Origin of the sequence: Streptomyces sp. NPDC047453, from assembly GCF_040643155.1 — a bacterium.
In the GTDB taxonomy this organism is placed as follows: domain Bacteria; phylum Actinomycetota; class Actinomycetes; order Streptomycetales; family Streptomycetaceae; genus Streptomyces.
Map to the genome: position 1 here is coordinate 100,995 of NZ_JBEYTS010000024.1, position 11,360 is coordinate 112,354.

11 protein-coding genes and 3 pseudogenes are annotated in these 11,360 nt (G+C 71.1%); 9 read left to right on the plus strand and 5 right to left on the minus strand.

The window, feature by feature from the left end:
* Positions 1-376: 376 nt before the first annotated feature.
* Positions 377-1,141 (minus strand): class I SAM-dependent methyltransferase, encoded by a 765-nt coding sequence (locus tag ABZ818_RS21935; RefSeq protein ID WP_361416977.1) that lies wholly within the window; start codon positions 1,139-1,141, stop codon positions 377-379.
* A 366-nt stretch (positions 1,142-1,507) separates the two neighbouring features.
* Between ABZ818_RS21935 and ABZ818_RS21940 the strand changes: the two genes are divergently transcribed.
* The 3 genes and pseudogenes from ABZ818_RS21940 (at position 1,508) to ABZ818_RS21950 (ending at position 3,094) form a co-directional block, all read left to right on the plus strand.
* A complete protein-coding gene (locus ABZ818_RS21940) occupies positions 1,508-2,167 on the plus strand; it encodes an NAD(P)-dependent oxidoreductase (protein WP_361417013.1) in 660 nt (219 codons plus the stop codon).
* A pseudogene (locus ABZ818_RS21945) lies at positions 2,143-2,782 on the plus strand (alpha/beta hydrolase); the annotation flags it as partial. The gene ABZ818_RS21940 and the pseudogene ABZ818_RS21945, both read left to right, overlap by 25 nt.
* 99 nt (positions 2,783-2,881) lie before the next feature.
* Positions 2,882-3,094: a hypothetical protein gene (locus ABZ818_RS21950; RefSeq protein ID WP_361416980.1), complete on the plus strand. Its 213-nt coding sequence runs from the start codon at positions 2,882-2,884 to the stop codon at positions 3,092-3,094.
* Between the two features lie 261 nt (positions 3,095-3,355).
* Here the strand turns inward: ABZ818_RS21950 and ABZ818_RS21955 are convergent, their stop codons facing one another.
* Positions 3,356-3,964: a malonic semialdehyde reductase gene (locus tag ABZ818_RS21955; RefSeq protein WP_361416983.1), complete on the minus strand. Its 609-nt coding sequence runs from the start codon at positions 3,962-3,964 to the stop codon at positions 3,356-3,358.
* A gap of 106 nt (positions 3,965-4,070) precedes the next feature.
* On the opposite strand from ABZ818_RS21955, the gene ABZ818_RS21960 reads away from it, so the two are divergent.
* The 6 genes from ABZ818_RS21960 to ABZ818_RS21985 all read left to right on the plus strand — a co-directional run bounded on the left by ABZ818_RS21960 (position 4,071) and on the right by ABZ818_RS21985 (position 8,449).
* Positions 4,071-4,475: a helix-turn-helix domain-containing protein gene (locus tag ABZ818_RS21960; RefSeq protein ID WP_361416986.1), complete on the plus strand. Its 405-nt coding sequence runs from the start codon at positions 4,071-4,073 to the stop codon at positions 4,473-4,475.
* A gap of 903 nt (positions 4,476-5,378) precedes the next feature.
* Positions 5,379-6,083: a sigma factor gene (locus ABZ818_RS21965; RefSeq protein WP_361416989.1), complete on the plus strand. Its 705-nt coding sequence runs from the start codon at positions 5,379-5,381 to the stop codon at positions 6,081-6,083.
* Positions 6,084-6,138: 55 nt separating this feature from the next.
* The gene (locus ABZ818_RS21970; RefSeq protein ID WP_361416992.1) at positions 6,139-6,906 is read left to right on the plus strand and encodes an SDR family oxidoreductase; all 768 of its coding nucleotides are present in this window, start codon (positions 6,139-6,141) and stop codon (positions 6,904-6,906) included.
* Positions 6,907-7,024: 118 nt separating this feature from the next.
* Positions 7,025-7,786 carry an NAD(P)H-binding protein gene (locus tag ABZ818_RS21975; RefSeq protein WP_361416995.1) on the plus strand — a complete coding sequence of 254 codons (762 nt, stop codon included), beginning with the start codon at positions 7,025-7,027 and terminating at the stop codon, positions 7,784-7,786.
* Positions 7,787-7,856: 70 nt separating this feature from the next.
* Positions 7,857-8,165, plus strand: a complete 309-nt coding sequence (locus ABZ818_RS21980) for a hypothetical protein (RefSeq protein ID WP_361416998.1) — start codon at positions 7,857-7,859, stop codon at positions 8,163-8,165.
* A 140-nt stretch (positions 8,166-8,305) separates the two neighbouring features.
* Positions 8,306-8,449 carry a hypothetical protein gene (locus ABZ818_RS21985; protein WP_361417001.1) on the plus strand — a complete coding sequence of 48 codons (144 nt, stop codon included), beginning with the start codon at positions 8,306-8,308 and terminating at the stop codon, positions 8,447-8,449.
* Here ABZ818_RS21985 and ABZ818_RS21990 read toward each other — a convergent pair.
* From ABZ818_RS21990 to ABZ818_RS22000, 3 genes and pseudogenes are all read right to left on the minus strand, one after another.
* Positions 8,450-9,454, minus strand: a pseudogene (locus ABZ818_RS21990) (IS5 family transposase).
* Between the two features lie 117 nt (positions 9,455-9,571).
* On the minus strand, positions 9,572-10,747 hold the full coding sequence (locus ABZ818_RS21995) for a low temperature requirement protein A (protein WP_361417004.1): 1,176 nt from the start codon (positions 10,745-10,747) through the stop codon (positions 9,572-9,574).
* Between the two features lie 363 nt (positions 10,748-11,110).
* Positions 11,111-11,272, minus strand: a pseudogene (locus tag ABZ818_RS22000) (IS5/IS1182 family transposase); the annotation flags it as partial.
* Between the last annotated feature and the right edge of the window lie 88 nt (positions 11,273-11,360).

An 11,360-nucleotide genomic window follows, 5' to 3' on the forward strand; every position in this document is an offset into this window, starting at 1 on the left:
GTGGCCCGGAGCCTGCTCAACCTGCTCCGCGCCCAGCCGCAGACCACCGTGGACACCTGGCCGGTCAACGGACGCGCCGGGCTGGTCGTCCGCTACCGGGCCCGGGTCGGCGCGGTGATCACCCTCGACCCGGCCCCGGTCCGCACCCGGGAAGACGAGGGGCCCGTCGTGACCGTGCGCGCACAGTTCCGCCGCGGCCTTGCCAGCGGCCATGCCGTCCCCGACGATCACGAATGTCTTCACACGCGACACGTTGCCTCCCGTCCCAGTTGGTGTGGCACACACGGCGAACCGTGCGGTGGGGTCGTGCGGATGACCGGGCGACGGCCCGGTTTGCGGCAGTGCGGCACCCGAGGGGCTCTTGCGGTGCGGCGTCTCACCGGCGGCCGCGCAGCGTCACGGCCAGCAGCTCCGACTCCTCGTACCCCGGGAGCGGGGCGAACCCGTGCGCTGCCAGCTCGCCGGTCAGCCGGGCGCGCGTCGCGGGCCACATCCAGAACGTCTCGGTGTGTTCCCGCAGCACGTCCTCGGCGTCCCTGACCCAGTAGTCGGCGCGGGTCCGGATGCGGTAGCCGGCGGCCGACATCGTCATGCGCCCGCCGTAGACGTGCTCGCCGACCCGCTTGTCCGCGAGCAGGCGCACGACGGTGCGGGCCGGGAGCCGGGCCGGCGGCAGCTGCACGAACAGCGAGCCGCCGGGGGTGAGGGCCCTGCCGAGCGCGGGCCACAACTTCTCGCGTACGCCCGGTGGCAGGCAGCCCACCATGTTGTGGCAGACGGCCACGTCCGCGACCGCGTACAGCGCGGTCTCGTCCAGGGGGTGCGGGTGCACGGTGACCCGGCCCCGCTGCTCGGAGGGCAGGGCGGCGAGCCGGGTCAGCAGCGACGTGCGCATAGCCCGGGCCGGTTCGACGGCGTGCACGTTGGCCCAGGAGTCGGCGAGGGCCAGCATCGTCACCCGCCCGGTACCGGCCCCGACGTCCAGCACGCCGGTGCGGGCGTCGGCGATCTGGCGCGCGTAGAGCTGGCGGACCCGGGCTTCGTCCGCGTCGGCCTGCAAGATGTCGTAGAACTCCGCGGTGACCGCGTAGGAGTCGGATTCCCGTCGGAGGTCCGACGGTCCGCTGAGGATAGTGTGCATGCCCGACATGACAACGTATGGGCAGAGTGTGTGACAGCGAGGACAGGCGACCGCAGCGCGGACCGTTGTCACAGAAGCACACGTTGCGCAGTCAATGGTCCGGCTCCGTCCGCGACCTTTCGGGATGTTCCGGGACCGGACCGGAGCCCCGGACAACGTCGTGAGAGCGGAGTACGTCGTCATGACCGCGCGATCCCCCCAGATATGGCTGCCCGCACAGTTCGGCCGCCTCGCCGATCTGCTCCGGGCCTCGACTACGCCCGCTGGGACGGCCGTTCGGCCTTTCCCACGGACCCGGCGGAGGTCGAGTTCTACGTGCCCCCGCTGACCAAGGACATCGGCGTCATCGCCCGGCCGCTGGCCCGGATGACCCGGCTTCAGGCGGTGCAGGCGCTCAGCGCAGGAACCGACGAACTGCGGGCGGCACTGGACCGGCTGCCCCGTGAGGTGACCTTGTGCAACGCGAGGGGAGTGCCGGCTGCCGGCACGGCCGAGCTGGCCCTGACGCTGATCCTCGCCAGCCTGCGTGGCATACCGGAGTCGCTCCGTGCCCAGGATCGGGAGGACTGGGACCCGCGGACCTTCTCCACCCTGCACGCACGGTCCGTGCTCATCGTCGGTCACGGTGCCGTCGGCTCCGCCCTGGAGGAGCTCCTGACGCCCTTCGGCTGCGCCGTCACCCGCGTCGGGCGCGCGGACAGGGACACGCCCCAAGGGCCGGTGCGCTCCGTGTCGCTGCTGCCCCGGCTCGTCGCGGACGCCGACGTGATCGTGCTGTGCACTCCGCTGACCGCGGCGACCCGCGGGCTCTTCGATGCCGCACTGCTGTCCCGCGTCAAGGACGGCGCCCTGCTTGTCAACGTGTCCCGGGGCGCGGTCGTTGACACCGACGCCCTGCTGAAGGAGGTGCACGGCGGCCGACTGCGGGCCGCCCTCGAACCGTCGTCCTCGTCCACGGCGCGTTCGCCGATTCCTCCAGCTGGAACGGCGTCGTCGAACGGCTCCAGTCCCACGGCCATTCCGTAGTGTGCGCGAGCAATCCGTTGCGCGGGCTGAGCAAGGACAGCGACTACGTACGCCAGCTCGTCCGGTCCATCACGGGACCCGTGGTCCTTGTCGGCCACTCATACGGCGGCTCCGTGATCAGCACCGCCGCACACGGACTCGACCACGTCACGGCGCTCGTCTTCGTCGCCGCCTTCCTGCCCGACGAGGGGGGAGAGCGCCGTCGACCTGTCCGGGAAGTTCCCGGGCAGCACCCTCGGCGAGACGCTCCACCCCGTACCCGTCACCCTCCCCGACGGCACCCGGGTGGCGGATCTCTACATCGACACGAGCAGGTTCCACCAGCAGTTCGCCGCCGACGTCCCCGAGGCGACCACGGCGGTCATGGCCGCCACCCAGCGGCCGGTGGCCGACGCGGCGCTGGCCGAGGGCGCCTCCGCCCCCGCCTGGCGGGACATCCCGTCCTGGGTCTTGGTGGCGACCGAGGACCGCAACATCCCGGCCCAGGTGCAGATCTTCATGGCCGAGCGCGCGAAGGCCACGGTCGTGACCGTCGACGCCTCCCACGCGGTCGCCATCTCCCGCCCCGGCGACGTCGCCCGGCTGATCGACGAGGCGGTACGGGCCACCGGCTGAACCGCCTGGGTATTGAGGCGCGGTGCCCGCGGCACCGCGCCGTCCTCGCGGGCCCGGCTCCGCCGCGGACGCCGGGCCGCCTACTTCGGGAGCGCATTCATGAGCACGGAGGAGCAGGCCGCTCGCGGGCTGGCCGACCTGGAGGCCTACCTGTACCAGGAGGCCCATCTCAGCGCAGCCCGGCTGCGCGTGGCCGCTTTCCTCGCGCAGTCGGCCGGGCTGAGCCGCCGGCAGAAGAGGGACATCGAGGAGTGGTACCTCGACGAGCAGAAGGACGTCGCCGGTGGGTGCGATGGCTGCTCATCGCCGTGACCGCCCTGACCCTGCTGACCTTCCTGGGCACCGTACTCCTCGTGAGCACCCGCCCCTGACCCTCGCTTCGGCCCCCGGGGAGAGCGGGGAGCCTGCACTGCCAGACCCTGGTCGACCCCGCCCGGTCGCAGCGGCTCGTCGTCTACACCGCCACGCCGGTCACCGAGAGCGACACCAACGTGCGCCTGCTGAGCCTGCTCGCCGGCGACCTGACACAGAAGGCGGCCGTGCCCGGTCGTTAGCGAGGAGGAGCCCGTCGGCTCAGACCCAGGCGACGGCGTCCTCGTGCGCGAGGCGCGGCATGCGGTCGAACTCCGGAGGGCCCGCAGGGTGGCCGATGTTCACGACGAGCACGGAGTGCCAGGAACTGTCGGGGAAGAACTCCTTGTCGATCCCCGCCGCGTCGAAGCCGGCCATGGGTCCGGCGGCGAGGCCGCAGGCGCGGACGGCGAGGATGAAGTAGCCCGCCTGGAGGGGGCCGTTGAAGGACGTGATGCCGTCGCGCTGGGCGGGGTCGGCGGCGAAGTGCTCCCGCAGCTCGGGCTTGATCGGCAGGATGTGCGGGATGTGCTCATGGAAGCGGTCGTCCACGGCCAGCACCGCGACGGCGGGCGCGGAGGCCGACTTGGGCCGGTTCCCTTCGTCGAGGTGCGGCAGCAGGCGTTCCTTGCCCTCGGGCGTGCGGACGTACAGGACGCGCAGGGGCTGCAGGTTCGCGGCGGTCGGGGCCCAGCGGGCCAGTTCCCAGATGCCGGTCAGCGTCGCGTCGTCGACCGGTGTGTCGGTGAAGGAGTAAGTGGTGCGCGCGTCGGTGAAGAGCGCGGCCCGGGCGTCGGCGCCGACCCGGGAAAGAGGGACCGAGGTGGTCACGTCGAACTCTCCTTGCTCGTAAAAGCGAAGCAACTTTGCCTTATCGATGTCACTTCGAAAAACAGAGTGACAAGGGGGAGCGTAGCACCCTGGCTATCCTGGGGATATGACGGAAGCAGCGGACCCCCGATCGCCCGGCACGGGCGACGCCCCCACCGGGCAGCACCATCCGGCGGCCTGCGACGGGGCCCTGACGAGGGCGTTCGGCTTCCTCGGCAAGCGGTGGAACGGCGTCATCCTGGCCACGCTGCAGCACGGGCCCCTGGGCTACGCCGAGTTGCGGCGCGCGGTGGAGGGCATCAGCGACTCCGTCCTCTCGGAGCGCCTCTCCGAGCTGTCCGGCGCGGGACTCACCGTGCGCGAGGTCGAGCCCGGACCGCCGGTCATGGTCCGCTACCGGCTCACCCCGGACGGGACGGCCCTCATGCCCATCCTCGGCGAGCTGGCCGGCTGGGCGTCCCGCCACCTGCCCGAAACACCGGCCGCCCCCCAGCGCCGCGCCAGGAACTGAACCGGACGCGCCCTCCCCGGCTCACCGGAGCCGCCGCGGCTACCCGGCGCCGGCCGACACGTCCCGCATCAGGTCGGCGCCATGGGTAGGGGTCGGCGGAACGGCCTCGCGCCGCCCCCCCCGGTGGCCGGGGACCACACCAGAGTGACCATCAGATCGGGGTCCACGTCGGGGCGGTCGGACTGGTGGTGACTGCCCCGCGACTCCCGCCGCTCGCCGCGCGCACTCCAGCGTCGCCCGCGGCGAGACGCCGAGGGGCTGTTCCTTCCTCAGGAAGACGCTCTTCGGCAGGTTGAACTCCCGGGGTGCTCGCCGCGGGGAAAGTTCCTGACCAGCCTCGATCATCTGGGGACTCGGCGAGCGACGGCAGGCGGGGCCCATCTGGCGTTCCTTGATGCCGAAGGCCTCGAGAGGGGTTCCTACTTCGTCGGCGGTCTGACCGCGACGGCTGCGAGGCTGTCGAGCCACGGTGACGGGTTGTTCTATGTCGAGGTGTGCCTGTGGTGCGATCGATTGCTACCTGGGTCGGCGGAAGTCTGGGATCTGCTGCGAACGTACCAGCGGCGCCGTCAGCCCGAAGACGCCCCGCCGGGGCAGGTGTGCGCCGATGTCCAGGTTCTTCTTGGGATCCTTGCCGACCACGACATCAACGTCCTCATGCGGTAGCGGGCACAGGCCGGGTCGGACGGCGGGTCATGAGTGGGCCCCACGGACTCGGCCACGGGGTCCCCATGGGGGTGGCCCACGGAAGCCCCACGGGTTCGGGGAGCGGCCCCCCGGGGGGAGTCTCAAGGGGGCCCACGGACTCCACCACGGGGAGCCAGGGGCGCGTGGGCGGGGGTCCCACGGCGAGGGTGGAGGCACGCCCTGGACGGGCGGCCCTTCCACCACGAGGAGTTCCCCGTGCCCGCGACCGGCCCGCAGACCACGACGACCGAACCCGCGCTCGCCCGGACGGCCGGGGACGACGACATGGACGCCGCCCTCGACACCTTCCTGGCCGAGCGGACACGGCTCTTTCGCATCGCCCACCGCATTCTCGGCGACGTCACCGGAGCCGAGGACGTGGTCCAGGAGGTGTGGCTGCGCTGGCAGCTCACCCAGCGCGCGGAGATCGACAACCCGACCGCGTTCCTGGTGACGGCGACCACCCGGCTGGCCATCAACGTCGTCCGCTCCGCCCGCCACCGCCACGAGGTCCCGGTCGAGCCGCAGTCGGCCGACTTCGGCAACCGGACCGTCCCGGACCCCGTACTGAGCGTCGAGCGCAGCGTCGCGGTCGAGGGGGCCCTGGCCCTGCTCATGGCGCGGCTGACGCCGGACCGGCTGGCCGCCTACGTCCTGCGCAAGGGATTCGGCTACGCCTACGCCGAACTCGCGTCCCTGCTGCGGATCAGCGCCCCGAACGCGCGCGTGGTGGTGCACCGGGCACAGGCCCGCCTGGAGTCCGGCCGGGAGCGCCCGGTCCCCGTCGAGTCGCACCGCCGCCTCGCCGCGGCGTTCCGGACGGCCGCCCACACCGGCGACCTGGACGGCCTGGTGAAGGTGCTCGCCCCGCCGCGTGACGAGCCGCCGACCGTGTCACACTGTTCAATGTTTGACCGTTGAGCGGGAACACACCATATTGAGTGTGCGTACCAGTGAAGACAGTAAGGAACATGTGATGCGCGCAGACCTTTCCGCCTCGAACTTCGCGGGCCACGTGGCCGTCGTGACCGGAGCCGGTTCCGGCATCGGCCGGGCCACGGCCGTCGCCTTCGCCGAAGCAGGCGCGCAGGTGCTCGGAGTGGGACGGCGCGAGACACCGCTGAAGGAGACCGCCGCACTTCACCCCCGCATCGACGTCCTGGCGATCGACGTCTGCGCCGAGGGAGCCCCCGCCGAGGTGATCAGGACCGCCGTACGGCGGTGGGGACGCATCGACCACCTGGTCAACAACGCGGGTGCCACATCGGTGATGAGACTCGCCGACACCGACGAGCGGACTGTCACGAACCTGCTCGCCCTGAACGTCGTCGCGCCGAGTCTCCTCGCCCACGCCGCCCTGCCACACCTGCGCGAGACCTCCGGCACCATCATCAACCTCTCCAGCACCTACGGGCACCGGCCTATGCCGGGCGGCGCGCACTACGCGGCCACCAAGGCCGCCGTCGAACAGCTGACCCGCAGCTGGGCGCTGGAGCTGGCGGAGGAGGGAGTCCGCGTCAACGCCGTCGCCCCCGGCCCCACCCGCACCGACGTCATGCTGCACGCCGGACTCACCCCCGAGGCCGCCGACGACATGTACGCCTACGAACGCGACCGCATCCCCACCCACCGCATCGCGGGCACCGAAGAGATCGCCTACTGGATCCTCCGGATGGCCGACCCCGCGGGACGGCACGCCACCGGCCAGGTCGTCACCGTGGACGGTGGCCTGGAACTCGTCTGACACCGCCTCGGACAGCGAAGCCCGACCGGCGGTACTCCCGTCCCCCCCGTGTCACACATCGGGCACCGGACCGGTCAAACCCCTCGGCCGACCCAGGCGTTGAGGAGGTTGATGCACGATGAAGGTCGTGGTGTTCGACGACGGCGGACTCATGGGCGTCGAGACCGCCCTGTGGGTCAGGGACCACGGACACGAGGTGGGCATGGTCTCGGCACCCGCCGGGTTCGACGCACTCACCCCGGAGGAGGTCGCCGACGCCCTGCACGGCTGTGCGGTGGTGATCGACCTCGTCCATCAACCGCCCCCGGCCACCGGCACGTTCCCCACGGAGAACGGCACGGCCGGCGGCCTCCTGCGCGCCGCGATCGCCGCCGGGGTGCGGCACCACGTGTGCCTCTCCGCGGTCGGCGTGGACCGGGTCCGCGACGACGGTGCCTTCACCGCGCTGCGCGCCCGGGAAGCCATGATCGAACGCTCCGGCATCCCCCACTCCATCCTGCGCAGCACCCAGTTGTTCGAGGCCGCCGAGGCCATCGCGGACACGGCCACCGAGGACGGCGCCGTCCGGGTGCCGCCGCTGCGCGTGCAGCCGGTGTCCCTGACGGACGTGGCGATGTACCTCGCGCACATCGCGGTGTCCCGGCCCTTGGGCGGAGCGCGCGAGATCGCCGGCCCCGAACGGTTCGGGCTGGACCGGTTCGTCCGTATCTCCCTCGCGACGGACGCGGACCGCCGGCCTGTCCACACGCACGCCCACAGCCCCTTCCTCGGCGCTCGCCCGCGCACAGTGGACCTCCTGCCGGGCCCCGGCGCCTTCGTCGCGCAGACCAGTTATCGGGAGTGGCTCGCCGGCCGCCCCGCCCCCGAGGTCAGCTCCTGACCCCGCCCACCCCGAACCCACCCTCGCAGGAAGAGAACACGGATGACGACACTGGACATCGAGCTGCTCGGTGCGATGCGCGAACCTGGTCGCCGTACCACTGCCGTCGGACACCTCCCGCCCCGGCGGCGGACGGCCCCCGCGCCGCTTCTCCCTGGAGCTGCACGTCCCGGACGAGCGGCACCGGGAACTGGAGGCCGAACTCCACGCGGCCGCCACGGCCGACGGACCGCACCTGCGCGGGAGCGCGGGGCGCTGGCGCGTCCTGGACGGCTGGAGCAAGGTTTCCACCGGACGCCGCCACGAGATCTGCATCTACCGGTTGGAGGTCCAGGAGGCCGAACCGCCGGTCCCCGCGGCACCGAAGACCGGGGACTGACCCCGTGCCTCAGACGATCTCGTCCACTCTGACCAGTGCGGCGATCTTCCTGGTCGTCACGGTCGACGGCGGCGGCGAACCTACCGTCCGCGACCTCCTGCCGGACCTCGGTCTTCAACGGCAACCCGACGATGCTGGGCATGTCCGTGGGCACGATGTACGCGGCCCAGGGGCAGGCGCAGAGCCTGATGGCGATGCTGGACGACGACGGCCCGGCAGCCGGCCCCACCTTCGAGTACATCGCCCCCCTAAGGACCGCGTCTAGGGCGCGTATCGAGTCGTGATCAAGTGGTGGTCTGAGTGAGGTCTTTGATCCAGATCATCGAGGCGCGCAGGTGGAGGCCGGCGAGGTAGCTTTCCGGGGTTTTGTCGTAGCGGGTGGCGATGCCTCGCCAGGCCTTGAGCTTGTTGATCAGGCGCTCGACGGTGTTCCTCTCCTTGTAGAGGTCGGCGTCGTGACTGGCGGGCCGGCCACCCCTGGAGCCCTTCTTCTTCCGGTTGGCGGCCTGGTCCTTCTTCTCCGGGATCACTGCCTTGATGCCACGTTGCCGCAGGTGGGCGCGGTTGGCGCGTGACGAGTAGGCCTTATCTCCGGCGACTGCGTCCGGGCGGGTGCGGGGGCGGCCGACGGGGCCGCGGACCCGTATCTTCTTCAGCACGGGGATGAACCGTGGGCTGTCGGCGGCCTGTCCCGCGGTCAGGACGAGTGCCAGCGGGCGGCACTTGCGGTCGGCGGCCAGGTGGACCTCGCTGGTCTGCCCGCCCCTGGAGCGTCCCAGGAGGGCGGCCTTCAGCCGGAGTTTTCGGCGGCGCCGGATGCGTCGTCGCTCTTCCCGTGCGGGATCGGTCTCGGCGTCCTGCCCGTTTCGTTCTTCGAGGCTGCCCCCTTTGACCTGGCCTTGTCCTCCTCGGCGGCGGCCTTCTCCAGGGCGGTGAGAACGTCCTCGTCCAGGTGCATCCCGGCAGCGTCGTGGTGAGCGCGTGCGGTGGTGGAGTCGATGCTGACCAGGGACAGGTCCACCTTGTCCCGCTGTGCGGCTTCCGCGATCAGGCCCTCCAGCAGGGCCTGGAAGACGCCGGCGTCACGCCACTGCCGGAAGCGGTTGGAAACGGTCGGCCAGGCGCCGAACTCCTGCGGCATCTCCCGCCACTGCCCGCCGGTCTTGAACCGCCAGATCACGCCCTCGAACTGTTGCCCGCAGCCGCTCGGGGTACGGGCCGTACTCGCCGATCGGCAGGTACGGCCCGATGAACTCCCATTCCACATCCGTCAGTTGCGCGCGTGTCATGCAAGACGATCTACCAGTCCAGACCCGGCCCTGAGGGCGGATCCGACAGATTGATCACGACTCGATACGCGCCCTAGTTCACACGGTCGGCGCTCCGGCGGACACGGCGGAGCGCCCTCAGGCGTCAGAATCCTCGCGCCGTACGAGGACGACGGAACCCGCGATGAGCAGCGCGACGATCACGCCGGTGGCCGGCACGGGGAACGGTGTGACCGTCGAGCACAGGACAGCCAGGGCCGCGGCGGGCGGCAGGACGTTGCCCGCCGTGGACAGCTGAGCGGCCCGCCGGTGCAGCAGCCACACGCAGAGGACGAAGAGGGCGACGGGCACCGTGTACACGGCCGCGGCCTGGACGTCGGTGAGCGCACGACTGCCGGCGGCGTGGGCGACGTTGACCGCGAGCGCCGCGCCCACGGCGGCCGCGGCGGCGAACACCACGTAGTGCCCGTAGCCCCACCACATCGCCGTCCGCTGCGTCCTGAGACGGCGCGGCGCGTCCTGGGCGAAGTACATCCACCACAGCGCAAACACGGTCAGCAGCCCGCCCAGCGCGACGGGCAGGACGGCGCCGAGGTCCTGGTGGGTGTCCAGCGCGGCACCGACTGCGAGACCGGCCGCCATCACGGACTCACCGAGCACGATCAGGGTGAACAGGCCGTAGCGCTCGGCTATGTGCCCCGGATGCCAGGCGGTTCCGTCGGCACGCTCGGCCCAGACCGGCACCGTGAGTTCCAGGGCGGCGAGGACGGCGAACGTGACGGTCCCGCCGTCGGCCGACAGAGCCAGCCGCGCCAGCCAGCCGACCTGGAGGACCAGGATGCCCACGGCGTACCGCGACGCGGAGCGCCGACCGGAACGATCCGTGACTGCGGCCCGCAGCCACTGACTGACCATGGCCAGCCGCATCACCACATACCCCCAGGTGATGACGGTGAAGTCCCCGTGCTCCAGGGCCTCGGCGATCCCCGCGGCCATGACCAGGGCCCCGACGATCTGAACCAACGTCAGAAGCCGGTACGGGACGTCGTCCGTGTCGTACGCCGAGGCGAACCAGGTGAAGTTCATCCACGCCCACCAGATCGCGAAGAACACGAGCGCGTAACCCAGCAGACCGTGCCCCGGACGGCCCGAGACCACCTCGTGCTCGAACGCCGACGACGCCTGCGCGACGGCGACGACGAAACAGAGGTCGAAGAACAACTCCAGCGCGCTGGCGGCACGGTGCTCCTCACCTGCGTGGCGGGCGAGCATCGGCCGGTACCAGGCAGAGAACGTGTTCGTGGACTGACTCATGACATCCTGATCTCTCGGGGAGGGCGGCGGAGGAGCCACCGACGACGCCGGGCCCGTTGCCTACGACCGGGCCCGGCGGGAATCTGTGACAGCGCGGCACTTGCGGCTCGGCCCCGCGCACCGGTGTCCGCTGAGGTGAGGCGACCGCCTGTCACGTGTAGGGCAGCTGTCCGGCCTTCACTGCAGGGAGGTCGCTGCGAGAGGGCGGGGCACACAAGTGACAGCCGCATCGAGCAGTCCTGCCACCGCCTGACCTGCGCCGTCCCGAGAGCGCTCAGTTCCAGCCGTCCCCCAGCCACGAGCCGGTCGATCTCAGACCGCGTTTGAGAGGGCGTTTGACGTAGGCGGATTGCCCTTTATCTCCTAATAGGTCCCTCGCCAGGTAGGGGTCGTCTCGTCCGCTATGCGCTTGGCGAGGTTGTCGATCGAGGCAATGTGGATCATGGCCTCGGAGCTGGCGGGCAGAGTCTCGTAGTCGCGGGCCAGGCGCCGACGGAGCATGATCCATCCCAGACTTCGCTCCATCGGCCAACCACACTGCGCTTATGGATAGTCAAGGCGGTGAGCGGGCAGCGATAATCGGCCGTGAGGGCCTGCAGCGGTTGGCTGCTGT